Origin of the sequence: Mycobacterium hubeiense, assembly GCF_002838065.1 — a bacterium.
Taxonomy (GTDB): Bacteria; Actinomycetota; Actinomycetes; order Mycobacteriales; family Mycobacteriaceae; genus Mycobacterium; species Mycobacterium hubeiense.
In genome coordinates this window covers 1-25686 of record NZ_PIZU01000052.1, presented here as the reverse complement: position 1 = coordinate 25686, position 25686 = coordinate 1, and the positions used below count along the sequence as shown (strand labels likewise).

Genomic DNA, 25686 nt, shown 5'->3' with positions numbered 1-25686 from the left:
GCCGCTGCGGGCGGCGCAGCGGCGGGCGGTGCAAGAAGCCGCCGAGGCCTACCACGATGGCGTCGACGTGACGATCGTTGAGTAGCCGCGCTTCTCGACGCGGCGCGCGCTGGATCCTGCGCAGTGTCACAACGGTATTCGTCATCGCCGTCAGCTGGATCGCTGGAATTCTCGCGGCCGGTGTGACCGCGGTGTGGCTGGCCAACATTGGGGTCCTGCTGGCCGTCGCGCTGGGTGCGTGCGCGATCGTGGCAGGCGGCGCAGCATGGGTCGCGGGCGAACCGTTTCACGGCCTGACCCGGCTCGGCGACGACGCGTACCTCTACGACCAGATCGGAGCGGGCCTGTCGGCCTTCTTGGACATGATCCGACCGGCGACTGTTTGCGACCCAGCGAAACTGCCGGATGCCTACGAAGTGGGTAATGGCCTCTACACCAACATGTTCACCGTTCGTGACGCGGCGGCAGGCGCGCAATCGGCAGTGCCACAACGGCTTCGGTCCGTTCGCACACCGACGCTGATCATCACCGGCGACTGCAATTACGTGCCATGGGCACCGACCGCCGAACACGGGGTCACCTTGCCCCGATCAACTCTGGTGTGCGTCGGCGATGCCGGACACTCCGTGGAACTCGATCAACCCGACCTCTACCGACGGCTGGTGGAGAGTTTCGTTCGCGACGAACCGCTGCCGATACCCGCCACCGCGCCGACCCGACCGTGCCATCCCTGATATCGCCGCGTCAGGCTTGCACCCGCGGGCCTTCCGGCACATCGGCCCCGATTGGCGTCTCGGTCTCGTTGATCCGCCCCGCGCCCCAGGTCAGCGCGGCCACCAGAATGAGCGTGCACACCAGCACCACCAGGCATCCCGCGGTCCATAGCCAGGCCGGGTGGTCGAAGGAGCGTTCCCGTTGCAGCAGTTTGATTTCCGGGACAAACTCACGCGTCATCGTTGCTTCCGCGGGCATTTCGGCGGCCCCGATCGCGGGGTCGGCCGCCAGGTAGATCGGCACCCCCGTCATCGTCGTCCCGTCCTGGACCCGCAGCACCGTCTTCCACGATCCATACACCGGGATCGGTTCGGTGGACCGATAGTGACCCGGCCCCACGCGATCGAGCCTGTCGATCACCAAGCCGCGATCGTTCGCCAAGCCGCCCTGCCAACCGAGGATCGACACCCACTCGGGATCGTCGCTCACCAAGCCGGCTGGGTTGATGCGCACGTCGGCCGCCACCATCCGTTTGCCGGCCCCACTCGTTAGATCTGTCAGATTTATTGTGGCGGTGGCGTTTTCGGGCACCTGGTAGCGTAGTCCGTTGGCGACGGCGCCGCCGATCACCACCACGGTCAGCGCGACAAGGCCGATCCCAATGGCGCGACCTGGGAGGCGCTCGCCGGTGAGCACCATGCCGACCATCGCACCGCAGACGCCGGTGAGCGCGGCCACCGGCACCGCCATCGCCAGCGCTTCTGGCCACATGCCGACCGGCCACGGGTAGGGGTACACCGCGGCGATCCAGAACGACTCCAGCCACAAGCCGATGGTGGCGATCCCCATACCGCTGACGAGCCCGAACAGCACGCGCCGCTTGAGAAGTGGTGTCAGCGCCAGCAACTCGACAACGATCGCCGGGCCGAGATACAGCGGGAACCAGCTGACCGGCGCGCCCAGGATCGGCCCGACGACCACCGCCACCGCACCACGCAATGCGATGGCCATCAACGCCGCCGCGATCGCCGCCCCCGGCCCCATCGCGATGCGGGCGGCCACCAATGCCAACGCCGCCGCGGCGGCGATCAGCATCGGCTGGAACGCCAGCCGAAACTGCGATACGCCGAAGTCGAACTCGATCTGAAACACCGACAGCCCGATAACCAGGCCACCGAAACCCAAGTAGCGCAACAACTTCAAGCCCGGGCCGTCGGGCGGGGTGTCCGGGCCCATCGCCCGGCGCCCTTCGCGTTCGAGATACAGCATTGCCAGCGTCGACAGTCCTGCGCCGCCGATCATCATCAGATGCGTTGGGCCCCACAGTGGCACGTCCTGCCCGAACAGCCGGTGCCACATGTCGTCGAGCGGAAAGCCGATCAAGGCATAGAGGCCACACCCGGCGATCAGCAGCGCACCGACAGGTGCGTACCACTTGGGGGTGATCCGCACGGCCGCCGCGCCGGGCTTCTCGTACGGCAGCACCGCGGCCGTCATGCCCGCGACAAACAGCAGGAAGAGGCCAACGAGGATGAAGTAGTGCGCTGGATTGGCCAGCGGACCCGCGTCGCGTCCCTTGCCGATGTGCAGGCTGACATCCCAGATGAAGCCGAACAACGCACAGATCAGCGTGGCGGTGAAGAATGCGACGGGCAGCGCGACCCAAGGCGGCCGCTTACCGCGACCGCCGACCGGGATCACCGGCAGCTGGGTGGCAAATCTGTCAGCGAGTGTTGCCAACCAGGTGATCCGGTGCGTGCGATGCAGATAGCCGATCCACACCAGCGCCACCGTGATCACTGCTGTCGCGATGGTCAGACCGATCACCTGGTCCAGGGCCGCCCCGCCGCCCTCGGACCCTTGCGCGTAGAGCTGCGACGTCTGTGGAGATGTCACTGCCAAGCCTCCCGTTCTCGGCGTCACGTGACCACGTCGGACACGAACTTACTCTCAAGTAGGTTCGACATCCATACCCCGGCCCGGGCCGGTTCAAACGCGCACATCCGGCATCGCGAGTTGACATGTGCGGGCGTCATGTCAAAGGATCGGCGCAGGGGGAACGTCCGACACAACCAGCGGTCTCGCGCGGTTACTGACACGGGGGCTGCTGATGGCTCATAACACCGAACCTGCTCGCGAAGAGGTCGGCTCCGGCGTCGAACCGCCGATCGAGCCGAGAGTCCGGCGAGCATTCGGGTTGCTGGAACGGTTCGCGCCTGGGCTGGGCGCACGCTGGGCGATCGAGTTGTGGTGCACTCCCCCGGCGGTGGAGATGAGTCTGCGGATGCCGCCGGGTGTGCCGCCGAGCCAGCCGTTCCAGACGGCATGGGACGGACACCGGATCGCCGGCGAGATGTGGGGCGACGGGGCGCCGGTGTATCTGGTGCACGGCTGGGGCGGTTGTCGGGCGCACCTGGGCGTGTTCGTCAAGCCGCTCGTCGAGGCGGGACACCGTGTCATCGCGTTCGACCTGCCGAGCCACAACGACTCCGATCCCGGCGCACTCGCGCCAGGACGCACCACGATCGTGGAATGCGCCGAAGCCCTCCGCGCCGTCGTTCGTGAGCACGGTCCCGCGACGGCGATGATCGCGCACTCGCTCGGCGCCAAGGCTGCCGCGCTTGCGGTGTCGCAGGGCACGCCGGCCGAACGTCTGGTGTTCTTGGCGCCGATGGGCGACTTCTCGTGGTATCTGGACGTTTTCGCCGACCGTCACGGTTTCGGTCCCCGTATCCGCACCCGGCTGCACCGTCGTCTCGACCGGCGGATCGGGATGCCGCTGTTGGACACCGACATCTCCGCGGTGGCCGGTCGGGCCGACAATCCCCCACTACTGCTCGTGCACGATCCTGACGATCCGGACAGCCCGTATGAGATGAGCCAGCGAATCGTCGACGTGTGGCCCGGGGCGACCTTGGTGACCACGCGCGGGCTCGGCCGCCTGGCGCACTACCGCATCTTGCGGCATCGCCCCGCGATCAGCGCCGCACTCGACTTCATCGCCGACGCGCCCGAACCCGACGCGACAGCTTTCAGCGCCCGACGTAGCCCTGCGGGTCCCGCCACAAGGCCTTGATGATCTTCGCGATGTCGTCGGCCTGCGCCAGGATCGGCGCCACGCTGCGGCACCAGTCGGATGCGTGGGCGGCGAGCGTCAGCCCGACGTGGCCGCCCCACGCGTTACCCACCAAGTCGACAGGCTTCGGCACACGAAGTGCGTCGAGTATCTGGATGGCTGCCTCGACGCAGTGGTCAGATTGAAATCTGTTGAGGGGAAAGCGCTTTTCCCGTGCCCGGGTCCATCGATCAGGATCAGGCGCCGCTCGTCGCGGAGCTTCTCCCGCAACCGCCGCCACGAGCCGGAGTCGACGAACAAACTGTGCCACAGGACCGCGGCGGGGCCATCGCCGTCGACCCCGACGTGCAGGCAGCCCAGCTTGGTGTCGATCTTATGCAACTTAAAGCCTTGCGAAGCAAGGGTTCTCGTCCTCTTTGGGAATCGACGCGTTCTGGCTGGAGAACTTGCCGACGACGCCGCTGCCAGTCACCTCGACGCTGTCGGCGTGGATGCCCAACGGGTAGCTGTCATTGAGTTTCTTGGTGAGGTCGTTGAGCGCGGTCTGCACCGCGTCCTTCGGCAGCGGGCCCGTGACCTCGAGCACTTCCAGATTGAGGTCACCATTCGACACCACGGGCTTGGCCGTGACGCTGTTCTCACCCGCGTCGACGATGATCGTGCCCGCCGCGGCGTCCGTCCTGACGCCGGTGATCAGGTTCCCGACCGCCGGAAGGTTGGCCGCCAAAGTGTCTTTCATGCCCGCGGCTTTCCAGCTCAGTGTCGCGTCCAACGAACCGATGGTGCCCTTGGCGTCCGCGGAATCCTGCAACCGCACGTCTTTCAAAGTTACGTCGGCCGTCATGCCGTCGGCGCCCTGAACCCGTTCTCCCGCAGTCGAAACCGAGATGTTCGTATAGTGGCCGGTGACGTGCTGCCACAGAAACGGCGGATTCACGCCGAACGAGATGGTGGCGTCGTCCTCGACGACGCATTCGGCGACTTCGGTCAGGATGCCGTCTGCGCGGTGGCGCGCGTAGAGCTCGGCGCCGGCCAGCCCGCCGGCCAGCAGCGCGACGATGATGATCGCGATCAGGATGATCGACTGCCGATTCAAGCCGCGCTTCTTGGGAGGAGGCGCGGGCGGCACTGGCCGGCCGATCTCCTGCGTCGGCCTCGCATCAGCAGGCGACGGCGGGCGTCGGATCCGTTGGGTCGGCGGCTCTGGCCTGCGCGGGATCCGTCGTGTCGCAGGGTCCGGCGGCGGTCGACCGCGATCGCGCCAACCAGGTGGCCCGGGGCGGTGCGGCGGCTGCGTCACCCGCGCGATTCTGCTCTCATTGGCGCGACGAGTCGAGTCTTTGGCGCAGGGTGGCGGCGCGAAGCGTGAGATGGTTGCGCTCTGCGAGGTTCTGCGCCTCGGCCGCTGCCTTGACGTAAAGCTCTGCGGCCGTGGCGATGTCGCCCGCTCTCTCGTGCAGGTAGGCGGCCGACGCGGTGTAGCGCGGCAACGTCGGGTCGAGTTCGGCGAGCGCGGCGAGTCCCGCCTGCGGTCCGTCCGCTTCACCGACGGCGACGGCGCGGTTGAGCCGCACGATCGGGCTGTCGGTGAGCCGGACGAGCTCGTCGTACCACTCGACGATCTGCACCCAGTCGGTCTCCTCGGCGGTCTGCGCGTCGGCGTGCAGCGCCGCTATCGCGGCTTGGGCCTGGTACTCCCCCAGCCGGTCGCGGGCCAGCGCGGCCTGGAGAGTCGCCACGCCTTCTGCGATGAGGTCGCGTCGCCAGACGCTGCGGTCCTGCTCGGCCAGCGGCACGAGGCTGCCGTCGGCGCGGGTGCGAGCCGGGCGACGGGCGTGGTGCAGCAGGAACAACGCGAGCAGACCCGCGACCTCCGGATCGTCGGTCATGGCTTTCAGTTGGCGGGCGAGCCGGATCGCCTCCTCGGCGAGGTCGACATCTCCGCTATAGCCCTCGTTGAACACGAGGTACAGCACCTTGAGCACGGTGCGCAGGTCTCCGGGCTGATCCAGCCGCACATTGCTCACCGTGCGTTTGGCGCGGCTGATCCGTTGCGCCATGGTCGATTCCGGGACGAGGTAGGCCTGTGCGATCTGGCGGGTGGTCAGGCCGCCGACGGCGCGCAATGTCAGGGCGACGGCCGACGCGGGCGACAGGCTCGGGTGCGCGCACAGAAAGTACAGCTGCAGCGTGTCGTCTGCAGACACGGCCGGGCCGGGCGGTGGTTCGTCGGCGACCCGGGACTCACGCGCGCGGCGGGCGACGTCGGATCGGGTCAGGTCGAGGAAGCGGCGCCACGCCGTGGTGATCAGCCAGCCCTTGGGATCGTCCGGCGGCTGATCCGGCCAAGACTCGACGGCCCGGATCAGCGCCTCCTGCACCGCATCCTCTGCGGTCGCGAAGTCCGCCCCGCGGTGGACGAGGGCCGCCAGCACTCCCGGGATCAGGTCCCGCAGCTGGGCCTCGTCCACCACGTCGGCGGCCATCTACTCGGTGACGGTCGGCGCGGCGGTCAGAAACGGCCGAACCTCGAGCCACTCGTGGATCGGCTTGCCTCCCGCGCCGGGTGCCGCGGACAATTCGCCGGCCAGCTCGACGGCGCGCTCATAGGAGTCGACGTCGACGATCATCCAGCCCGCGATCAGATCCTTTGTCTCCGCGAACGGGCCGTCGGTCACGGGCGGCTTACCCTCGCCGTCATAGCGCACCCACGCGCCCTCCGGCGCCAAGGCTTGGCTGTCGACGTACTCACCGCTGTCCTTCAAGCGGTCGGCGAAGTCGTTCATGTACTGGATGTGCGCCTGAATCTCCTCCGGCGTCCACTGATCCATCGGCACGTCGTTGACGGCCGCAGGTGCGCCCCGGTAGTGCTTGAGGAACAGGTACTTGGCCATGATGTTCTCCCTCCAGATTCGCGACCCTAGTTGGTCGTTCACCCCTAGGACGGAGCCGCCACGGCGATCTCGACATCGGGGTCCGATCAATCCACGAACCGATACTCGACACCAAGGGAGCGGTACGTACGCTCCGCCCGCCGGTCACGAGTCAGCAGAGTTCGGTGATTGGTGACGGCGGCCTGACCGACGAGAGCGTCATAAACCGATCCGCCGACGATGTCGAGACTGGCAAGTCGCTCACGGAGGCGGCGAGTCTCAGCGGCGTTGAGCCAACAGTCTCCCGGAAAGGCCGCAGCCAGGACTGCGGAGGCTTGGCTCGCACTCAGGCGTAAAGGGAGTGGTAAACGGGTCAACACCGAATAGGTCTCGAACACGGCATGGCCTGCCAGCGCGGGGCGAAGTTTGACCAGGGCTCGACGACAAGCCGGGTGGGCTTCGTGAGCCGGATCAAGAGCGGCGACGGCGACGCTGGTGTCGCACGCCCAACTCTCGCGTTTGGAGGTCACCGTTGCAGGTCATCGCGAAGGCGGCGCACGTCGTCATCCGTCAACACCGCGCCCTCGACGTTGCCGAGTATCGGCAGCCCATCGCTGGTGTCGACCGAACGTTCGTGCCGACGAACGGGCTCGATCCGCAGACCGGTTCCGTCAGCAATTACCTCAAGCGGCGTATCCGGCGTGATACCGAGCGCGACGCGCAGTGCTTTCGGGATAACCACCCGTCCCACACGGTCAATCCTGACGTGCATGGCATCACGATACCAATTGTTTGGCATCGAAACGGCAACAGATTACCAATGAACGATGCGCTAGGCGGTGGTCAGGACATCAGCCCGTGCTGCAGCGCGTACATGCTGGCGCCGACGCGATTCGAGACGCCGATTTTGGCGTAGGTCCGCTCGACGTGATTACGCGCCGTCTTGTCGCTGATCACCAAGGACTTGGCGATCTCCTTGTGCGACGCCCCGCGGGCCACCAAGCGGAGCACTTCGATCTCCCGGGGTGTCAGCCCGCCCGGGCGCACCTGCAGCCGTTGAGCGTGGTGGCCTGCGGCCTGCATGACGGCCTCGACGGCGTTCGGGTCGAGTTCTCCGCGGCGCGCGCGGTCCCGCAGTCGCTTGGCTGCGCCGTCGGGCCCCAGATCATCGCGATACGGCCTTGGCTCACAGGCAGATTGGTAGGCGACGGCCGCGGCAAGCATTCGATCGGACACTGTCAGCGCGGAGTCGGCAAGGCCCCGCGGATACCCCGAGCCGTCGACGCACTCATGATGGTTGCCGGCCAGTTTGGCCACGTCTTCGAGGCCGCGCACATTGCACAGAATCCGTGTCGTGAGATACGGATGCAGTCGCACCCGCTCGAACTCGGCCGCCGTCAACTGTGCCGGCTTCGACCAGATTTGATTGGAAATGCCGATGCGGCCCAGATCATGCACATAGCCGGCGCGCCGCAGCAGCGTCGTCGCTTGCAACCCCAGTCCGGCGACATCCCCGGCGGCCGCCGCAAGTGAGGCGACCGAGCGTGAATGCCCCAGCGTGAACGGACATTTGAGATCGACGAAGTCGCCCAGCGCGGCGAGCATGCGATCCAGTGCGTCCTCGTCGAGGCGGTGATCACGGTCGGGCGCCTGCGCCAGCGCCGCCGCCCACGCGTCTCCGGCCGGCGGGCCCGCAAGCACCGCCCCGGCATGGTCCGCGAACACGTCGACGATGTGCGGGTCGAATTGGCCGCCCCTGCGGCTGCGCGCCATCGTGACGGCACCGTCCACGCCGTAATTGCGGTGGTGAACCTCCACCATGTCGGCGAGCTGGGCGACGCGCATCTCGATCGGAATCGCATCACCGGACAAACCGGCAGGCAGGCCGCCGCCGTCGTAACGCTCAAAACCGGACGTCAGCGCTGCCTGGACATCGGGGCCCAGGCCGATGTGGTCGGCCAGCAGCCCCGCCGAGGTGCAGTGGGAGTAGATCATCTGCGACAGGTGGCTGCGCGCGTTCGCGAGCAACACCGCCGTCAACGCCAGCCGCTGCATCACCGACTCGCCGCGGGCGGCGCGGCTCAGCAGGAAACGCATGTAGGGCAGCCCGGACCAGTCGACCAGATACGCACCTTTGCGGAAGCTGAGGTCGTCACCGAACCAGCGGGACACCTCGTGTGAGTCGGCGTGACAGCCGACCCACATGATCAACGTCGTGTAATAGATGCAGTCGCGTTGCTGCTTGTTCAGGCCGAGCAGATCCGATAGCCGGGTGGCGATCAGCGCGGAACGCAGCATGTGTTCGGCCGGCTGGCCCAGACCCAGGTCGATGGCGACTGATAGCGCGGCGAGCAACTCGGCCCGCCGCGGCGTCTCCCGCGGCTGCTGCGATGCCTCCAGGCTCATCTAGGGATTCTCGCCGCGTCGGCGCGGTGCTGTGGCGCAGATCAGCAATCTTTTTGAGGCAAATGCCTCATGCGCGCGGGCCCGCCGGTTCACCACCATATGCATGTCATTCGAGAGGCAGGACACGACATGACACGGCGCATCCCTATCCGATTGCTTCTGCCCGCCGCGCTTATTGCCGCGACGGCCACGCTCGGCGGCGTGGGCGACCCCGCCACCGCCTGTGCGGCGCCGGACCGGGAATGGGACATCGGCAAATACGACCAGTGTGTCCAGGACGGCATCGGTAAGGGCTACAACGACGAGGAGTGGGAGAACCACCTGGCCCTGTGCTGTTGGGCCAGCGGCGGAGATTGGAGCTTAAAGTCCAACCAATGCGTAGCTCCGCCCTGCGGGCCTGACTGCGAGTCCGCCGAACGTCCAGGCTGGACCCCGCCCGGCGGGATGCCGGACACGATTCCCACGCACACCTTCGAGCCGGCGCAACCAGCACCGCCCGCGGACGTGCCACCGACTCTCGCGCCCGTGGGCTGACCCGCCGACGACGAAAGGGGACGAAATCATGGCGCTCTTCCGCAGACTCCAGCCGGCGATACTCGTTGCGGCGACCGGGGTTGTGCTGGTGTCGCTGTTCGGAAATCTCGCGACCGCCTCCGGCGGGCCGCGGGAGTGGGATATCGAGTGGTTCGACACATGCATCAAGACATACGTCAAGTCGGACGATCCCTCGGAACGGACTGCCCAGATCCGAAAATGCTGTCTCGACTCCGGTGGCGATTGGAACGACAGTCTGGGCCAGTGCGTGGCTCCGCCCTGCGGGTCTGACTGCGGGTCCGCCGAAGGCTCAGGCTGGGCGCCGCCCGGTGGTTGGCCGGACAAGCTTCCCACGCACACGTTCCAGCCGGCCGAACCAGCACCGCCGGTGAACGTGCCGCCGACACTCGCCCCGGCCAACCCGGGCTGAGTCGCATGAAACCTCGTTGATTACAAGCTATCCCACCAGCGGAGGTCGGTCATGACACGGAGCGCTTCTACACACAAGGGTCGGCACCGGAAGAGTGGTACCTGCCAACATGTTTCGGCGACGCCTGGCCGAACATTAACCGCAGCATTGGCTATCGGCGTACTCGCTGCGAGCAGCGGCGTCGCTGGCAGTGTCGACTTGGGCCGACGCGACGCCGGCACAGCCGGTGCATCTTTTCGAGTCGAGTCCGCTGCCGCCGCCCCTGCGTACACGCACACCGCGGTAACGACACCGCTGGCTCACGGCTATGCCGGCGACAGCACACGCACGGCGTTGACGCTGCTCGGGCTGATTCCACCGAACCCCGATGCGACCCGCAACCCGGTGCAGTCAACTGCTGCCAGTTTGCGCGTCGTTGGACCGAACACGTTCGCGCCCACAATATTTGCCAACTGGTGGATGGTGACGGGACACGGCGGCGCGCCAGAATCATCGAGCAGGTCGCTGGCGGCCGTGACGGCCTTCAGTGGCAGCGGGCAGGCCTTTCTCGGCCTTATCGGTCCCGGCGGTCTGCTCATCGGCAACGGTCTCGACGGCGATGAGCCCGGCGAGGACGGTGGCAACGGCGGCGGCGGCGGGGCTGGCGGTACCGACGGCGGCGCGGGCGGTCCCGGTGGCAACGGCGGCGCCGGCGGCAGCGGCGGCTTCGGCACTGGATCCGGCGGCAACGGCGGCGCCGGCGGCGCGGGCCAACTCGGCGGCAGCGGAGGTCCCGGAGGTGCCGGCGGCACGGGTCTGTTAGGCCGAGGAGGCAACGGCGGTAACGGTGGTGACGGTGGGAACGGAGCGTCTGGCACCGACGGTGATCCTGGCGGCGCCGGAGGCAAGGGCGGCAACGCCGGCCTGGTCGGCAACGGCGGACGCGGCGGTGACGGCGGTACCGGTGGCGCAGGAGGCAGAGGCGACGACGGCGGTACCGGTGGCGCAGGAGGCAGCGGCGACGACGGCGGCGCCGGTGGCGCGGGCGGGGCCGGCGGCACCTCCGTCAGCGGCAGTCCCGGCAGTCCCGGCAGTCCCGGCGGTAATGGCGGTGCCGGTGGAAACGGCGGCAACGGTGGCGACGGCGGAGACGGCGGAGCCGGAGGCACAGCAGGCGCCGGTGGCTCAGGCGGGCTGTTCGGCAGCCCAGGCGGCTCCGGCCAAGCCGGTCATACCGGCGCCGGCGGTCGCGGCGGCAGCGGCGGCGAAGGTGGCGCCGGCGGCGCGGCCGGCAATCCAGGAGGTGCTGGCGGCGAAGCTGGTGACAACGGCAGCGACGGCAACGACGGCGCCGGCGGAACCGAGACCTGAAACGGCGGCCGGCTGCGGCGGGCTACCTAGTTGTTGGCTGGTGGCTTTGGTTCGAAGGGGTCGTACCACCACCAGTCGGCGCGTTCGCCGGTGGGCCCGGGGCACGGTGGCACCGCGGGCGGCGGGTGGTTCGGTGGGCGGGCCAGCGAGGCATCGCTGAGTACGCGTCCGGCGCTGTCGGTGACGGTGACGTTGGGGGCGGGTCCGGTGATGGTGATGATCCCGCGATGGTGCAGCCGGTGATGATACGGGCACAGCAGCACCAGGTTGTCCAGCTCGGTGGCCCCGCCGTCTTCCCAATGGCGCAGGTGATGAGCGTGCAGACCGCGGGTGGCCCCGCAACCGGGCACCGCGCACGTGGGGTGGCGGAACTCCAGCGCCCGGCGCAGCCGCCGATTGATCACCCGGGTGGAGCGCCCGGCGCCGATGGGCTGGCCGTCGCGTTCGAACCACACCTCACAGGTGGCATCACAGGACAGGTATCGGCGGTCTGCGTCCGGCAGCACCGGGCCCAGGTGCAGCGCGGCGATGCGGTCCTTGACATCCAGGTGCATCACCACCGTGGTGTGCTGGCCGTGCGGGCGGCGCGCCACCTCGGCATCCCACCCGGTCTCGATCAGCCGCATGAACGCATCCCCGGTGGTGGGAAACGGCGGCCGCTGCTCCGACGGCGTGGTGCCGTGCTCGGTCTTGTACTCGCCGATCAGGGCATCGCGATGCGACGCCACCGCCGCGTCGAACGTGGCCGCGTCGTCGTGGGGTAGCCGGATGCGATACCAGGCGCCCTGCTCGTCGCTGGTCTTGGAGATCGAGCGCTGCGGTTGCGGGCGCGGCTCGGGGTCCGGGCGCGGTTCGAGCTTGACCGCGGTGCGCAACTGGTTGACCGTGGCCACACTGGCCAACTGCGCATAGTGCGCGTCCGAGCCGTCGGCGGCCTTCTCGGCGATCACCCCGACCTGATCCAGCGACAGCCGACCCTCCCGCAACCCCTGCACGCATAGTGGGAACTCCTGCGCCCGCGACGCCACCGTGGCTATGGTCCTGGCGTTGGTCGAGGACGTGCCCAGCTTCCAGCCCACCAACGCCGGTATCGACCGCGCCCCGGTCATACCACCCAACTCATCGCGCTCGATCTCGGCGACGATGTCGACAATGCGCCCATCAATGGCGTTGCGCTGACCGGCCAACTCCGCCAACTCCTCGAACAGCACATCAAGACGCTCGGCAGGACTCAGCACCGAGGTCGAAGCGCCCGACGAGGACATAACCGCATCATCGCACCAGGGTCCGACAAGTCCCGGCTGCGCGATCCGCGGTCAGACAGTGAGGCCGTCGGCCACGCGGGGCGCCTTGTCGACGGTGGCGCCGTCGAGCACCATCGCCGCGACCCGATCCCGGTGCTGCTCCGCGGTGCCGAGCAGCGCCGCGTCGGTGGCCGCGCGCTTGTAGTACAAGTGCGCCTGGTGCTCCCACGTGAAGCCGATGCCGCCGTGCACCTGAATGGTGTCGTTGGCGACATGGCTGAACGCGGCCGAGCAGACAGCTTGCGCAATGCTCGTCGCCAACGCGGGGTCATCGGACCCGTCGGTGAGTGCCCAGACTGCATGGTAGGCAGTCGATCTGGCGTGCTCCACATCAACCAGCAGATCCGCAAGCCGGTGCTTGACCGCCTGGAACGACCCGATCGGCCGGCCGAACTGCAGCCGCGACTTCGCGTACTCGACAGACAGGTCGAGTAGATGCTGTGCGGCGCCGACTTGCTCGACCGCCAGCAATGCAGCACCCACCTGCAACGCATGCTGGAGAACGCGCGGGGCTTCGTCGGGTCCGGCGATCACGCGTGCGGGCGCGTCGGCGAACGTGACGTTCGCTTCCGATCGGGTGAGATCGAGCGTGGCCAGCGGTGTGCGCTCAACGCCACCCGCCACCGCGTCGACGGCATACAAAGCGACACCGTCGGATCCCCGGGCGGCGACCAGCAGCACATCGGCAATGCCACCGTCAACAACCTGAGTTACCGTGCCCGACAACTCTTCTCCGCTGGCTGTCACAGTGACCGCGTCCGGGTCGAAGGCACCGGCCCGGTCTCCTACAGCGACGGCTGCGGTGCGTCGTCCCTCGACGAGGTCGGCGAGCAACTCGTCGCGCGCAGCCCCGGACGGGGCGGCCACCAACGCGGGGATCGCGAGGTACACCGTGCCGAACAGCGGCCCACACGCCAACCGTGCGCCGAGTTCCTCGATGGCCACGGCTTGATCGACCAACGTGCCGCCCACGCCGCCGTCGGCTTCGGGCACCGAGAGACCGAGCACGCCGAGTTCGGAGCCGAGTCGCGCCCACACCTTCGGATCGAATGGCGGATCGGATTCCATCAGCTCGCGAACCTTCTCCTCCGAGAAATGCTCGGCGCTGAATTTGCCCACCGCGTCACGCAATTGGACTTGCTCGTCAGTAAACCTGTACTCAGCCACGCGGGATCTCCTTCCACGGCATGCCCGCGTCGGCGCGCAGGTCACCGGGCAGTCCGAGAATGCGTTCGCCGAGGATGTTGCGCATCACCTCGGACGTGCCGCCTTCGATGGTGTTGGCGCGGCTGCGCAGGAACCGCTGCTGGATCGGACCCTGCCAGTCACGACCCCCGTCTTGGTCATAGCTGTGGTACAGAAGTCCTTCTGGTCCAAGGAAATCCATGCACCACTGGTAGATGTGCTGATTGAGCTCCGCGCCGACCAGCTTGCCGATCGAGCCCTCCGGGCCCGGGCCACCCACGCCGGCGGACGCCCGCGAGCGTTCCGCGGTGAGCCGCTGGGCCTCCGAACGCAGCCACAACTGCGTCAGCCGGTCCCGCAACACCGGCGTCCGGCGCTCCGGCCGCGACGCCCAAAGCCCGACGGCGTCGGCGATGGTGCCCGCGCCGCGCCGGCTGCCGCTGCCACCGAGGGCGGTGCGTTCGTTCATCAGCGTGGTCATAGCGACGTTCCAGCCGTTGCCGACCTCGCCGAGCCGGTGCTTGTCCGGGATGCGCGCGTCGGTGAAGTAGACCTCGTTGAACTCCGCTTGCCCGGTCATCTGGCGCAGCGGCCGGGTTTCGACGCCGGGGCCGTGCATGTCGATGACGAAGTAGGTCAGGCCCTTGTGTTTGGGCACGTCGGGGTTGCTGCGGGCCAGCAGCAGTCCCCAGCGCGCCCGATGCGCGAGGCTCGTCCACACCTTCTGGCCGTTGATCACCCAGTCGTCCCCGTCGCGTACTGCCGAGGTGGCCAACCCGGCCAAATCGGACCCGGCGCCCGGCTCGGAGAACAGCTGACACCACAGCTCTTCGGTGGTGGCCAAGGGCCGCAACCACTTTCGCATCACCTCCTCGCTCAAGGCGTGTTCACGAATGGTCGGCGCGGCCATGCCGTAGCCCATCGGATTCAACCCGAGCGGTACCGGCCCGCCGGCGCCCTGCAGGATGCGGTCGGCGACGGCCTGCAGACCACGGGACACCCCGAGCCCGCCGAGGCCTTCGGGGAAGTGCACCCAGGACAGGCCGGCGTCGTAGCAGGCGCCGAGGAACTCGGGGATCGGCACCTTCTTCGGGTCATGCTCGGCGACGACCTTGTGCGCCAGTTCGGCGACCCGGTCGGCATCAGCGTCATTGCTCATGCCAGTCACCCTAGAAACTCGACACGCGTCGAGACGCAGGGGGATGCCTACCCGCGATAAGCCGCGACCTTTTCGGCGTACTCGTCGAGCAGCCGCAGCGATTTGTCGAGCGGCTTCGTCGGCAGGAGCAGATTCACCTGCCCGTACCCGAGGTCTTCGTGGGCGCGCCAGTAGTCCGGATCAATCGGCGTGCCGAACGTCGTCAGCGGGATGTCGTGGCTCGCGCCCTCACGCATCTGGTCGATGCGCTTGGTCAGCCTCTCGATCGGCAGCGGGTTCGACATCCAGCCGGCCTGATGACGGATCACCCGCTTGACGGTGGCATCGGAGTCGCCGCCGATAAGGATGGTCGGGTGCGGCTTCTGCACCGGCTTGGGCCGCAGGTACGACGAGTCGAAATCGACGTATTTGCCGTGGTATTCGGCGGGTTCGTCGGTCCACAACGCTTTGACGGCTTCGATGCGCTCGTCGAGCAGCGCACCGCGCGTCTTGGGATCCGTTCCGTGATGGCGCATCTCCTCGAGGTTCCATCCTGCGCCCACACCGAACACGAACCGTCCGCCCGAGATCAGGTCGATGCTCGCGGCTTCCTTCGCGGTGATGATGGGGTCGCGCTGGATGAGCAGCGCGATACCAGTGATCAGCTCGATGCTGGAGGTGACGGCCGCCGCGGCGGCGAGCGTGACGAACGGGTCCAGTGTGCGGTAGTAGATCGACGGCAATTCGCCGCCCATCGGATAAGCGGACTCGCGGCTTGCGGGAATGTGGGTGTGCTCGGCGACCGCAAGCGCGTCGAAACCTCGTTCCTCGATCGCACGGGCCAGCGACACCGTGTCGATGGTGTCGTCGTTGACGAATGTGGAAATCCCGAACTTCATGTGCGCACCTCACTGCCGTCGTCACGCGCTGCCAACGCCCGTCGGAACGACGCTATTCCCGGGGCTTGGACGCCTTGCGGCGGCCACCCTGGCTCGCTCCCTCATCGACGCGATCACGCCGCCGTCGTTGAGGATGTCGGTGCCGGTCAGGTAACCGGCCTTGTCGCTGGCGCAGAACGCGAACAACTCCGCCATCTCTTCGGGCGTGCCCCATCGCGGGACCGCGGCGTCAGCGACCATCGCGCCGGCCCCGGCCTGCTCCTCGAGCCTGCCCATCTCGGTGTCGATGGATCCGGGCGACACCGAGACTATGCGCAGGCCGCGACCATTGAACCGTTCGGCCTGCGACGTGCTGTACCAGCGGACAAAGCTCTTGCTCACGGCGTAGGCGATGCCCGATCGCGCCTCCTCGGGCGCGATCTCGCAGGCGGTCAGCATGGCGGTCATGAAGATGTCTTCGTCCTGCAGCGCCACCGGGAACTGGTTTGTCGGGATGATCTCCTCCGGCAGCATGTGCGCCGCCATCGACGCCACGTTGACGATCGCTGCGCCCTCAGCAGCGGTGTCGTAGAAGACTTCGTTGACGTTGACCGTGCCGACGGCGTTGGTCCGCATGACGTACTCGGCGTCGCCCATGCTGGGGCTCACCCCGGCGGCGTGGATGACCGATTTGACCGGGCCGAGGCTCGATGCGATCTCGAACAGCCCGGTGACGGCTTGGCGATCCCTGACGTCGGAATTGACTACGGTGTGCGCGATTCCGACGTCGGTCAGCGCCGCCGTCGCAGCATCAAGGCGGTCCTGCCTGACATCGCACAGCACGACCGTGTGGTCGCGGCCGACGACTTTCGCCGTGGCCAGGCCCATGCCACCGGCGCCGCCCGTAATCACCGAGACTCGAGTCATCCTCGGACCGTATCTGGAGAGTGTTACCGAACGCGCAACGGGGCCAGGCTTAGGTGGGTTCGCGGATCAGCTTCTGGATCGTGTGGATCTCGCTCTCCCGATAGGGCCGCCCATCGGGGTACAGCAAGTCGCTGAACCACACCTTCGGAGGCGACTTGTACGGTTGTTTCCACGAGTCCCAGGGCAGATACGTTTGCGTCTTGCCCGCTACGAAGCCCCAGTTGTAGGCACCGACGTTGTGCCGCTTGGCAATTGGCAGGATCCCTTCAACCGTGCTACCCAGCGATCGGGCCAGGTACTCGGTACACAGGATCGGCCGTCCCTGTGAGGACAGTTCGGCAATGCGGTTCTCGAATTCGGCCGGCTTGGCGTAACTGTGAAAGGTGATCACGTCCGAGTGGGCCAATTGGATGTCGCTGATGGCGTTGCGGCGCATTGGATCTCCCCACACGCCGCTGGTCAACGGTTGGGCAGGGTTGACAGCACGTGCACATTCGAACACTCGGGGCAGTATCGCCGCGACCAGCTCTTGCTTGTCCTCCCGCTCAACCTTGCGGTACTCGCGCGAGGGATTGTCGGGCTCATTCCACAGATCCCAGCCCAGAACGCGTTCGTCGTTACGGAATTGGCTCAACACCCCGGTGACATAGTCATACAGCACTGTGCCGTAACGACGGTCATCGATGAGGTCGGCGCCAGGGCTCTGCACCCAACCGGAGTTGTGTACCCCAGGGACGGGGGCACGCTGACGGCCCAGCCTTGGGTACGGGTCCCAGCAGGAGTCGAACAAGACAAAGAGCGGCCTGATGCGGTGTTTCGCCGCGATGCCGACGAACTGCGCCAGTCGGCTTTGAAAGCCTCGCCGATCCTGAGCCCACAACTGGTCGTGGAGGAACACCCTCATGGTGTTGAACCCGAGCTTCGAAGCCAACGCCAGTTCACGATCGATGCGGCCGGGATCGTATGTCCCAGGCTGAAACATCTCGATCTGGTTGATGGCAGTCGAGGGAACGTAGTTCGCACCGACGAGCCACCCTTGCGCTTTGTACCAGTCATTCGCGCGCTCAACCGACCACCGTACGGGCTCGGCAGAGGCGCGCGGCAGCTGGGCTAATGCCGCGCCGGCCGCTACGAGTAGCGGGAGCTTGAGGGCTGTTCGACGCTGCACGAAGTAACCCTAATTATCCGCGGCGATGTGCCCAGGGTTGCAATCAAGCTGCAACCCTTAAGGTTTCGAATTGTTACCGGGTGTTACTGGCGCGGCAGCGTCGTGCGTTCACCGATTTCTGCAGCAGGGCTGCGGTTTTCGCGAAGTTACAACCCTCACGCAGAAATCGGCGCACACGTCAGGACGCAACCAGTTCGTCGATCCTGATGATCGCCGTAGGTGCTCACGTAGATCGCCTGGGTGCCACCGTCATGCTCGGTGAAGGTGTATGCGTTCTGCGACACCGGCATTGCGGAGTTCGGGCTGAAGTCGAGGTCGGCGAATCCGTCGACGAAGGAAAGGCTCCTCGGCTCATCGACAGCGGTGACGTCGGAGTATCCGGCAGGCTTATCGCCTGCTGGGTCGGTCATGAAATACGTGACGCGGCCGCCACGCTGCAGGTCGTGGTCGCGGCCCATGATGTCACGCCGGGTCCGGTCGGCAAGCGCGTGGCACAGGGCGTCTGCACGATCCTCGTCGACTGCGGTCACGCCCCCTGCCTGATCAGGGTTGGATCCGAAGCGCGGCGGTCGGGCACGACCGAACTGCGGCGGAGTCTGCGGCGGGCGCTGGCCAGGCGCGCGTTAGTGTGCTTTGGTCGGCCTCAGCAACAAGCCGACAGAACGGTTGAGCAATTCATGACCGCAGCAGCACAAGCATCGACGCTCGAAGCGCGGGTCGGCCACTGGTATCAGGCCGACGGCGCGTACCTCGTCGGCCGCGAGAAGGTCCGCGAGTATGCGCGTGCCGTGCAGGACTATCACCCCGCACACTGGGATGTGGCCGCGGCCGCGGAGCTGGGCTACTCGGGGCTGGTCGCCCCCCTGACGTTCACCTCGACCCCGGCCATGGCCTGCAATCGCCGCATGTTCGAAGAGATCGTCGTCGGTTACGACACGTATCTGCAGACCGAAGAGGTCTTCGAGCAGCACCGCCCGATCGTCGCAGGCGACGAATTGCACGTCGACGTCGAACTGACGTCGGTGCGCAGGATCGCCGGCAGAGACATGATCACGGTGACCAACACGTTCACCGACACCGCAGGCGAGCGAGTGCACACGCTGCACACCACCGTCGTCGGCGTGACGGCCGAGGACCTCGATCCGACGATCAAGACGGCCGTGCAGAACGCCATGATGCACGACGTCGACTTCTCCGGAATCGGCTCCGGCGAGTACAAGAAGACGGTGCGCCCCGACGGCGAGATCCGCGTCGCCGAGGCTGGCATGACCCGCACGCCTGGAACGCCGTCATTCGACGACGTGAAGGTCGGCGACGAGCTACCGGTGCACCACACCCGGCTGTCGCGCGGCGATCTGGTGAATTACGCGGGCGTGGCCGGCGACGCCAACCCGATCCACTGGGACGAAGACATTGCGAAGCTGGCCGGGCTGCCGGACGTGATCGCGCACGGCATGCTGACCATGGGGTTGGGCGCCGGTTTCGTCTCCGCGTGGTCGGGCGACCCGGGTGCGGTGACGCGTTACGCGGTGCGCCTGTCTGCGCCCGCGATCGTGTCGGCGAAGGAGGGTGCGGACATCGAGTTCAGCGGACGCATCAAATCCCTTGACCCCGAAACCCGTTCTGGCGTCGTCATCGTCGGCGCGAAATCCGGTGACCGGAAGATCTTCGGGCTGGCGACGATGAACATCCGGTTCCGCTGAGCTGCTGGTGCAGCGGGTTAGCTGGTGGCTTACTCGCACCTGGCGCGGGCAAGCAACCAGTTAGAGAACGCGTTGCGTTGCTGCTGGCCGGCGGCTACGCCTGAATAGCCCCTAGCGCCACTTCGACGTTTTGTGGCTACAATGTATTGCACTGAAATAGCCACTTTTGAGGGGCTGTAGTGGAGGTCGGTATTCGGGAGCTGCGCGACCAGTTGAGCCGCCACTTGGCGGAGGTACGCGAAGGCCGAACCGTGACCGTGACGGATCACGGAAGCCCGATCGCGCGCATCGTGCCGGTAGAACGGCCGACGAAATTGGAGCAGCTCCGCGAGGAGGGCCGGATCCAACGCGCCCGAAGCCGTAAGCAGCCCGCACCCGCCCCTGTCGCTACCAGCGGCACGGTCAGCGACCTGCTCGACGAGCAGCGTCGGTGATCGGCTACTTGGATACTTCGGCGTTCGTTCCGTTACTGATTCGCGAGCCGACGAGTGAGGCATGCCGACGGATCTGGGACGACGCAGATGTGATCGTGTCTTCGCGGCTGCTTTATATCGAAACCGCAGCAGCCCTCGCACAGGCAGAGCGCATGGGGCGCCTCACCGAAGGCGAACATCTCCAGGCCCGTCGACGTCTTAACCAACTGTGGTCCGAAATGGATGTCATCGAGGTCGACGAGCAGGTCGTGACGAAGGCGGCCGATCTGGCGTATCGCCTTGCGCTGCGTGGCTACGACGCTGTGCACGCCGCATCGGCCGAGCAGCTCGAGGACGAAGACGTGGTGTCCGCATCCGGAGATGAACGGCTGCTGGCCGCATGGCTGGAGCTAGGCATGGCAACCTACAACACCAACCAGGATCCGACACCCAGGACGAAGTAGCGCGCGGCAGGTCCTTCTTCAATAACAGAGCGTGTGCTCTGTTACTCTCGAGCCATGCCTCGCCCCCGCGTGCACGACCTCGACAACGTGCTTGACGTCGCCGAACGACTCGCGGTGACGGCGGGGCCCGCCGCGTTGACCATCCGTGCACTGTCCGAGGCGACATCGATGTCGAATGGCGCGCTCTATCACGCGTTCGGGACACGGGCGGGCCTACTCGGCCGCGCATGGATTCGTGCCGCACAGAGGTTCCTGCAGCTTCAGCGCGAGGCCGTCGAGCAGGTTCTTGAGGACGACGACGGTGTCGTCGACGAAGCCAGGGCCGTGGACGCAGTCGTCGCGGCGGCGCTGTGTCCGGTGTCATTCGCCGAGCAGAACCCGGTCTCGGCGCAGTTTCTGCTCACCGTGCGTCGCGATGAGTTGCTGCGATCATCAGAGATCCCTACCGATGTCGCCGAGGAACTGCATCAACTCGACGAGGCATTAGGCGCGATCTTTGTGCGGTTGTCCCGCAGCCTCTGGGACCGCAAGGATCGGCAAGCCCTCGCACTGATCCGCGACTGTGTCGTCGAACTGCCCACCGCACTTCTGTTGCGCGGCAACCGCACCCACGACACTGCTGCGCGCGCCCGACTGGCGGCAGCCGTCCGTGCCCTGTTGACGATTCCGCCGGCCAAACCCTGAGCCGCCCACGACGACCCGGAAGGACACCACGATGCCCTCAACACTGCAGTACCGCAACAACATTGCCGTGCTGAACCTCGGCGACGACGAAAACCGTTTCTCTCCAGACTTCCTCGACACCGTCGACGCTCAGCTCAACGAGGTCGCCGACAAGGCGCAAGCCCTGATCACGACCGGGACAAGCAAGTTCTACACCAACGGCCTCGACCTCGAATGGCTGTCGGCCAACCGCGATCGCCTGGCCTGGTATGTCGGGCGGGTGCAAGAACTGTTCTGCCGCATCCTGACCTTCCCGCTGCCGACCGTCGCCGCCATCAACGGACACGCGTTCGGAGCCGGGTCCATGCTTGCCATCGCCCACGACTACCGCGTCATGCGCGAAGACCGCGGCTACTTCTGTTTCCCCGAAGTGGACATAAAAATCCCCTTCACCCCGGGGATGGCCGCGCTGATCCAAGCCAAGGTCCCGCCGCAGACTGCCGTCACCGCCATGACCACCGGACGACGCTACGGCGGCCCAGAAGCCCTCGATGCAGCCCTCGTCGATGACATCGCCCCCGAAGCCGGCGTCGTCGACACCGCACTCGATCGAGTCCAGCCGATCGTGGGTAAAGACCCCGGAACGCTCGGCGCGATCAAGACCACGATGTACACCGCGGTCCTCGAGGCGCTGCGTGAAACACACTGACGGCACGAAGACGCGTCGGCTAAAGGCGTGGTGTCGTGGTGATGTGCACGTGGTCGTAGTGGCCGTAACCCGATCCTGCCGGACCGGCCGGCGTGTAGTACGTGCCGCGCCAGATCACATCCTGTAACCCGAATCGGGCCGCATTGGCCAAGGCGAACGCGAGAATCTCGTCGCCAAGCGCGATGCCCTCTGGGCTGTCGGGGTTGGGAATCATGATGTCGATAGCCAGGCCGCTCGGATGCCATGGCTTCGAGTCCGGCCGGACACCGTCGATGTCGGAGATCTGGGGGAACCTTTGGCTGACGGCACGGGCAGCCACGATGGTGTTGGGTTGGAGCCCGGCTTCAGACGCGACGCCGACGGGCAAAGCCTCCGGAATGTCTGCGGCAGCGGCAGGGAGAGGTTGGCCGGGCATCGCGTTGAGTGCGGGGTCGGCCGGAGCGGGCACAGCCTGCGGAGGCGGCGGTGCGGAAGCGCTATCGACCACCGCCTGCTGAGCGGGTGTCAACGCCGCGTATTGAGCCTCCGCAGCAGCGATCTGACGCAGCAGCTCATTCAGTTTCGCCCGCAACTCTTTGCGCACCGCAGCAGACCGCTCGGCCGCGACGCGGGCGTAAGCGGCCGATGTCTCTGAGGCCTTGGCGGCGGCGGCTGCGCGCTCACGGGCTACGCGAAAGGCTTTCAACTGCTCGGCTGTTACAGCGGCGACCGTCCGCTGGAGAGATAGCTGGTCGATCAGCTGTTGCGGGGAGCTTGCGGTCAGCAACACTGCCGCCTGGCCGCTGCGTCCACTGACGTACGTCATCGCCGCCACGCGGTCGGCCGCGGCTTGATGGGGAGCGAGCTGGGCATTCGCAGCGTCGAGGGCTGCCAGGTCTGCGCGGTGCCGGTCTTCGGCCGCGGTTTGGGCGGCCAGTTTTGCGTCGGCATCGCGCTGAGCGGCGGTGACAGCTTCGCGACTCTCCAGCGCCTGACGGGATAACTCGTTGAGCCTGGCCAGTGCGTCGGCCGCGGGATCCGCGTTCCCGTTGGCCACCAACGACATGGCCAACATAAAGACCGCGGCAACTAGAACGCGCACTGTTCGCCGAAGGGAGTGGCGCACCCGACTCATTCGGATTGTCACGGTCCTTCGCTGCAGGGACAGGCTTTTGGTTCTACGTGCCTCGGACAGGCTACGAACTGGCACCGACGATGTCTACTCGTCCGTCAATGTGATGGCGCCGCGCCCAGAATCATGTTGGAGGTGTACGACAAGCCAGCGAGAGCTTGCGCAGGGCGGCCATCGCGGATGGCGATGAGGAGTGGCTTGTCGCCCCGTTTAGCAGCGTTGAGTTCGTCTGTGAGTTGCTCGGCATCGCGGATCGCGGCTCCGGCCCCCATGCCGGCGGTAGGTGGCGTGGCATGGTGCGGGTGCGTTCGGGTGTCGGCGATGACTAGAGCGGCCCGTCCGGAGGCTAGGAACGAAGGGGTTCCGCCATCGGTCCGCCACCCGCTGTGAGAACCGCCAAGTTGGATGTCGAGATGCAGCGAAGATTGACAGGAATCGCCGGGCTACTTTGACAAGACTTCGGCGTGTCGCAGGAGCTTGTTAATCTTCGCTGCAAAACAGCTGATCAGGGCCTGTCTGGTCCGTCGTGCTGGGCGGTTGTGTGACGCGCCGTCCCAGCGACGACAAGTGGTTGAGCGCCATTAAGCAGCCGTGTCGGATGGCGGCTCACCAAAGCAGGGAACGGGAATGCGGCAACGCGACCCGCGGCGGAGCAGCGGAGTGCTGGCGTACCCGCGGCCTACCGTTACCCCATGAGTTCTCTGAACACGGGTGGGCTGACCGCTGAACAAGCCGAGGCGCTGTTCAACCTCGCCAACAACGGCGTCCTCACCCGCATAGACGAACGCGGCAGACGCTGTGAGGATCTGTACCAGTGGGGGCTGCACCCGCACACCGCCGAGCGCGGGAGCGCCCTAGCCGCCGATGACGACGCGTTCACCGCGACGTACCCGCTTACGCTCGCGGGACCGCAGGCCGTCACAGAGCACGCACTGTTCCCCGCGATGAGCGCCGCGGAGAGTCTGCACACCGCCGGAATACTTATCTCCCGTCGCCGTTCGCACCGGCAGCCGCACATCGCTGAGGTCCTTCAGCTGTGCAGGGTGGCGATGGAGTGCGCGGCCCTGACCATCTGGTTGCTTAACGACCCAGACCGCGAGGTGCGCCGGGACCGGTGCATGTCTGAGGAGATGGAGCAGCTTGAGCAGCGCCGCCGGTACCTTGTGATCGGGGAGCAGGACGAGACCGCGCGCCCCGCCCGTTATCCGAGGCAGTTGCTGATCGAGAACGCCGAGCACCGAAGCAAGTACAAGAAGATGCTCGACGACGCCAAGGAGGCGTACACCTTCGACAAGACGCCGTCGTTCACCAAGATGATCCGGGAGTCCGCGCATTGGGTCGATACCCACGTGCCGGCACACGACACCGGGGAGATCGCGAAGAATGGTCTGGAGAGCGGTGCCCGATCGTTCTACTCCTACGGCTCCAGCTTCATTCACGGCTACAAGTGGATGACGGAGTACGCCCGCGGCGGCACGGTGTTTACGCTGATCGCCGACGCCCTTGCGGTGACGCTCAACATGGCCGAGTGCGCAGTGTGCCTGTTCGAGGCGGCGTCGCGTGCGCCGGGTGGCGGGCGCCCGGACAACTCCTTCGTGCCCGAGCGGTTCGAGCCGACGATCGCGGCATGGTCCACGGAACTTTTCGGCGCGTAGCTGGCGCCGAATTAAACCGTCGTGTCCCCGCTCTCGGCGGCCTCACGTCTGTCAAGCAGGACGATTTCGTCGACGTCGACACCGCGCAGCGCGTCGTCGTGCCCAATTGGTCAGCATAACATTGCTTCTCCGTGGCGTTAATCCTGAATAGGCTGTGCCACAAGAGATTTAAGGGCGCACCTCGTGGATACTCGTCATTATCCATGAAATACTACACTCGACTGCGGTAGAAGCGATCGAGGGTCCCGACTCTAGTCATTGCCTCGCGGTACCGATGCGCAATGGAACGACGTTTGAGAAGCCGGCGCATTACGGCGCGTGGGAAGCCGAATTCGTAGGCATCACAAAGAACTTGAGAGCAGACGACGAGTCAGTCAATCCGTCAACGGAGCTACGTGAGATGCGAAACAAGTGAACAAAGATCTTGACAATCAGGGTGCAGATGCCGCGTCGGCCTCGTCAACATCGAGATCCAGCTCAGAGGGAAGGAAGAGCGCTTCTACATCGCCAGTTTCGCGAACCCGTCTGAATCGCTCGGTGTGATCTTCTCGGTATTCTTTGATGTGAGTTGGTATCTCGCTTCCGATAAGTACCCCTCGAATCGCCTCATTGAGGCAGACATGCCCTAGGGTACTGGCGAAAGACGCCACTGATTGGCAAGCGGTTTCGGACACCGGGCCACCGTGAATCGCCGAGTTGCGCAGTCGTTTGAGACGGCCGAGCTGGCGATCGAAACGCCGGCATTGCTCTTCTAGGCCGCCGTGCATGGCTGCCGGGGTGGCCAACATGGCCTCGACTTCACCGAGACCTCTTGATATCCAATGCCCCGCATAGATTCGCTTGAAGTCAATTACGTGGTCGACGAGTGCCCGCACATTGATCACTTGGCCGGGCCAGACGGAAACTTTTACCTTGGAACGTATTTCGAACAACTCCCGTTCCGCGTCAACCCTCTCTGCCAACCTGGGTTGAGGCACCCGCCCCC

25 protein-coding genes and 2 pseudogenes are annotated in these 25686 nt (G+C 66.2%); 10 read left to right on the top strand and 17 right to left on the bottom strand.

The genetic code is table 11. From position 1 onward, the window contains the following. Positions 1-182 precede the first annotated feature (182 nt). On the top strand, positions 183-734 hold the full coding sequence (locus CWS39_RS25335) for an alpha/beta fold hydrolase (RefSeq protein WP_102145648.1): 552 nt from the start codon (positions 183-185) through the stop codon (positions 732-734). Between the two features lie 10 nt (positions 735-744). Here the strand turns inward: CWS39_RS25335 and CWS39_RS25330 are convergent, their stop codons facing one another. Continuing rightward, the gene (locus CWS39_RS25330; RefSeq protein ID WP_102145647.1) at positions 745-2610 is read right to left on the bottom strand and encodes a hypothetical protein; all 1866 of its coding nucleotides are present in this window, start codon (positions 2608-2610) and stop codon (positions 745-747) included. 214 nt (positions 2611-2824) lie between these two features. On the opposite strand from CWS39_RS25330, the gene CWS39_RS25325 reads away from it, so the two are divergent. Continuing rightward, positions 2825-3790 (top strand): alpha/beta fold hydrolase, encoded by a 966-nt coding sequence (locus CWS39_RS25325; protein WP_102145646.1) that lies wholly within the window; start codon positions 2825-2827, stop codon positions 3788-3790. Here the strand turns inward: CWS39_RS25325 and CWS39_RS29000 are convergent. The 7 genes from CWS39_RS29000 to CWS39_RS25295 all read right to left on the bottom strand — a co-directional run bounded on the left by CWS39_RS29000 (position 3747) and on the right by CWS39_RS25295 (position 9069). Then, positions 3747-3923, bottom strand: a complete 177-nt coding sequence (locus CWS39_RS29000) for a hypothetical protein (protein WP_158240408.1) — start codon at positions 3921-3923, stop codon at positions 3747-3749. The two genes, CWS39_RS25325 and CWS39_RS29000, sit on opposite strands and share 44 nt — an antisense overlap. A gap of 249 nt (positions 3924-4172) precedes the next feature. After that, positions 4173-5090 (bottom strand): LmeA family phospholipid-binding protein, encoded by a 918-nt coding sequence (locus CWS39_RS25320; protein WP_102145645.1) that lies wholly within the window; start codon positions 5088-5090, stop codon positions 4173-4175. A gap of 16 nt (positions 5091-5106) precedes the next feature. Beyond that, complete coding sequence (locus CWS39_RS25315; protein WP_102145644.1) at positions 5107-6276, bottom strand: RNA polymerase sigma factor; 1170 nt, start codon at positions 6274-6276, stop codon at positions 5107-5109. Next, positions 6277-6684, bottom strand: coding sequence for a YciI family protein (locus tag CWS39_RS25310; RefSeq protein ID WP_102145643.1), 408 nt, complete (start codon positions 6682-6684; stop codon positions 6277-6279). Positions 6685-6770: 86 nt separating this feature from the next. Continuing rightward, on the bottom strand, positions 6771-7193 hold the full coding sequence (locus tag CWS39_RS25305) for a type II toxin-antitoxin system VapC family toxin (RefSeq protein WP_102145642.1): 423 nt from the start codon (positions 7191-7193) through the stop codon (positions 6771-6773). Then, on the bottom strand, positions 7190-7435 hold the full coding sequence (locus tag CWS39_RS25300; RefSeq protein ID WP_102145641.1) for an AbrB/MazE/SpoVT family DNA-binding domain-containing protein: 246 nt from the start codon (positions 7433-7435) through the stop codon (positions 7190-7192). The genes CWS39_RS25305 and CWS39_RS25300 overlap by 4 nt, the downstream gene beginning before the upstream one ends. Before the next feature lie 71 nt (positions 7436-7506). After that, a complete protein-coding gene (locus tag CWS39_RS25295) occupies positions 7507-9069 on the bottom strand; it encodes an HD domain-containing phosphohydrolase (RefSeq protein WP_102145640.1) in 1563 nt (520 codons plus the stop codon). Between the two features lie 129 nt (positions 9070-9198). Between CWS39_RS25295 and CWS39_RS25290 the strand changes: the two genes are divergently transcribed. Both CWS39_RS25290 and CWS39_RS28995 read left to right on the top strand, forming a co-directional pair. After that, positions 9199-9603, top strand: coding sequence for a hypothetical protein (locus tag CWS39_RS25290; RefSeq protein WP_102145639.1), 405 nt, complete (start codon positions 9199-9201; stop codon positions 9601-9603). Positions 9604-10603: 1000 nt separating this feature from the next. After that, positions 10604-11383, top strand: a pseudogene (locus tag CWS39_RS28995) (hypothetical protein); the annotation flags it as partial. 26 nt (positions 11384-11409) lie between these two features. Here the strand turns inward: CWS39_RS28995 and CWS39_RS25275 are convergent. The 7 genes from CWS39_RS25275 to CWS39_RS25245 all read right to left on the bottom strand — a co-directional run bounded on the left by CWS39_RS25275 (position 11410) and on the right by CWS39_RS25245 (position 18480). Continuing rightward, positions 11410-12648 carry an HNH endonuclease signature motif containing protein gene (locus CWS39_RS25275; protein WP_102145637.1) on the bottom strand — a complete coding sequence of 413 codons (1239 nt, stop codon included), beginning with the start codon at positions 12646-12648 and terminating at the stop codon, positions 11410-11412. Between the two features lie 51 nt (positions 12649-12699). After that, positions 12700-13854, bottom strand: coding sequence for an acyl-CoA dehydrogenase family protein (locus CWS39_RS25270; protein ID WP_102145636.1), 1155 nt, complete (start codon positions 13852-13854; stop codon positions 12700-12702). Then, positions 13847-15031 (bottom strand): acyl-CoA dehydrogenase family protein, encoded by a 1185-nt coding sequence (locus CWS39_RS25265; protein ID WP_102145635.1) that lies wholly within the window; start codon positions 15029-15031, stop codon positions 13847-13849. Before CWS39_RS25265 ends, CWS39_RS25270 begins: the two co-directional genes overlap by 8 nt. Positions 15032-15078: 47 nt before the next feature. Then, entirely contained in the window at positions 15079-15909 is an 831-nt protein-coding gene (locus CWS39_RS25260) for an LLM class F420-dependent oxidoreductase (RefSeq protein WP_102145634.1), read from the bottom strand. Between the two features lie 21 nt (positions 15910-15930). Beyond that, positions 15931-16815: an SDR family oxidoreductase gene (locus CWS39_RS25255; protein WP_102145633.1), complete on the bottom strand. Its 885-nt coding sequence runs from the start codon at positions 16813-16815 to the stop codon at positions 15931-15933. A gap of 49 nt (positions 16816-16864) precedes the next feature. After that, positions 16865-17983 (bottom strand): glycoside hydrolase 5 family protein, encoded by a 1119-nt coding sequence (locus tag CWS39_RS25250; protein WP_102145632.1) that lies wholly within the window; start codon positions 17981-17983, stop codon positions 16865-16867. 155 nt (positions 17984-18138) lie between these two features. Continuing rightward, positions 18139-18480 (bottom strand): SRPBCC family protein, encoded by a 342-nt coding sequence (locus tag CWS39_RS25245; protein ID WP_233213685.1) that lies wholly within the window; start codon positions 18478-18480, stop codon positions 18139-18141. Between the two features lie 180 nt (positions 18481-18660). Here CWS39_RS25245 and CWS39_RS25240 point away from each other — a divergent pair, with 180 nt between their 5' ends. From CWS39_RS25240 to CWS39_RS25220, 5 genes are all read left to right on the top strand, one after another. Next, positions 18661-19686 carry a fused (3R)-hydroxyacyl-ACP dehydratase subunits HadA/HadB gene (locus CWS39_RS25240; protein WP_102145631.1) on the top strand — a complete coding sequence of 342 codons (1026 nt, stop codon included), beginning with the start codon at positions 18661-18663 and terminating at the stop codon, positions 19684-19686. Between the two features lie 179 nt (positions 19687-19865). Next, positions 19866-20120 (top strand): type II toxin-antitoxin system Phd/YefM family antitoxin, encoded by a 255-nt coding sequence (locus tag CWS39_RS25235; RefSeq protein WP_102145630.1) that lies wholly within the window; start codon positions 19866-19868, stop codon positions 20118-20120. Next, positions 20117-20563 carry a type II toxin-antitoxin system VapC family toxin gene (locus CWS39_RS25230; protein WP_102145629.1) on the top strand — a complete coding sequence of 149 codons (447 nt, stop codon included), beginning with the start codon at positions 20117-20119 and terminating at the stop codon, positions 20561-20563. Before CWS39_RS25235 ends, CWS39_RS25230 begins: the two co-directional genes overlap by 4 nt. Before the next feature lie 54 nt (positions 20564-20617). Beyond that, positions 20618-21247 (top strand): TetR/AcrR family transcriptional regulator, encoded by a 630-nt coding sequence (locus tag CWS39_RS25225; RefSeq protein ID WP_102145628.1) that lies wholly within the window; start codon positions 20618-20620, stop codon positions 21245-21247. Positions 21248-21278: 31 nt separating this feature from the next. Further along, positions 21279-21935: an enoyl-CoA hydratase-related protein gene (locus CWS39_RS25220; protein ID WP_102145627.1), complete on the top strand. Its 657-nt coding sequence runs from the start codon at positions 21279-21281 to the stop codon at positions 21933-21935. Positions 21936-21954: 19 nt separating this feature from the next. Here CWS39_RS25220 and CWS39_RS25215 read toward each other — a convergent pair whose 3' ends face one another. Further along, entirely contained in the window at positions 21955-23049 is a 1095-nt protein-coding gene (locus tag CWS39_RS25215) for a VldE C-terminal domain-containing protein (protein ID WP_102145626.1), read from the bottom strand. A 689-nt stretch (positions 23050-23738) separates the two neighbouring features. On the opposite strand from CWS39_RS25215, the gene CWS39_RS25210 reads away from it, so the two are divergent. Continuing rightward, positions 23739-24701 carry a hypothetical protein gene (locus CWS39_RS25210; protein WP_102145625.1) on the top strand — a complete coding sequence of 321 codons (963 nt, stop codon included), beginning with the start codon at positions 23739-23741 and terminating at the stop codon, positions 24699-24701. Between the two features lie 431 nt (positions 24702-25132). Here CWS39_RS25210 and CWS39_RS28710 read toward each other — a convergent pair. Continuing rightward, a pseudogene (locus CWS39_RS28710) lies at positions 25133-25686 on the bottom strand (hypothetical protein); the annotation flags it as partial.

Excerpts from the sequence above, each read along its gene's own strand:
- CWS39_RS25325 (WP_102145646.1), top strand. The coding sequence starts at position 2,825 with ATGGCTCATAACACCGAACCTGCTCGCGAAGAGGTCGGCTCCGGCGTC.
- CWS39_RS25315 (WP_102145644.1), bottom strand. The coding sequence starts at position 6,276 with ATGGCCGCCGACGTGGTGGACGAGGCCCAGCTGCGGGACCTGATCCCG.
- CWS39_RS25310 (WP_102145643.1), bottom strand. The coding sequence starts at position 6,684 with ATGGCCAAGTACCTGTTCCTCAAGCACTACCGGGGCGCACCTGCGGCC.
- CWS39_RS25300 (WP_102145641.1), bottom strand. The coding sequence starts at position 7,435 with ATGCACGTCAGGATTGACCGTGTGGGACGGGTGGTTATCCCGAAAGCA.
- CWS39_RS25295 (WP_102145640.1), bottom strand. The coding sequence starts at position 9,069 with ATGAGCCTGGAGGCATCGCAGCAGCCGCGGGAGACGCCGCGGCGGGCC.
- CWS39_RS25290 (WP_102145639.1), top strand. The coding sequence starts at position 9,199 with ATGACACGGCGCATCCCTATCCGATTGCTTCTGCCCGCCGCGCTTATT.
- CWS39_RS25275 (WP_102145637.1), bottom strand. The coding sequence starts at position 12,648 with ATGTCCTCGTCGGGCGCTTCGACCTCGGTGCTGAGTCCTGCCGAGCGT.
- CWS39_RS25265 (WP_102145635.1), bottom strand. The coding sequence starts at position 15,031 with ATGAGCAATGACGCTGATGCCGACCGGGTCGCCGAACTGGCGCACAAG.
- CWS39_RS25260 (WP_102145634.1), bottom strand. The coding sequence starts at position 15,909 with ATGAAGTTCGGGATTTCCACATTCGTCAACGACGACACCATCGACACG.
- CWS39_RS25255 (WP_102145633.1), bottom strand. The coding sequence starts at position 16,815 with ATGACTCGAGTCTCGGTGATTACGGGCGGCGCCGGTGGCATGGGCCTG.
- CWS39_RS25240 (WP_102145631.1), top strand. The coding sequence starts at position 18,661 with ATGACCGCAGCAGCACAAGCATCGACGCTCGAAGCGCGGGTCGGCCAC.
- CWS39_RS25225 (WP_102145628.1), top strand. The coding sequence starts at position 20,618 with ATGCCTCGCCCCCGCGTGCACGACCTCGACAACGTGCTTGACGTCGCC.
- CWS39_RS25220 (WP_102145627.1), top strand. The coding sequence starts at position 21,279 with ATGCCCTCAACACTGCAGTACCGCAACAACATTGCCGTGCTGAACCTC.
- CWS39_RS25215 (WP_102145626.1), bottom strand. The coding sequence starts at position 23,049 with ATGAGTCGGGTGCGCCACTCCCTTCGGCGAACAGTGCGCGTTCTAGTT.
- CWS39_RS25210 (WP_102145625.1), top strand. The coding sequence starts at position 23,739 with ATGAGTTCTCTGAACACGGGTGGGCTGACCGCTGAACAAGCCGAGGCG.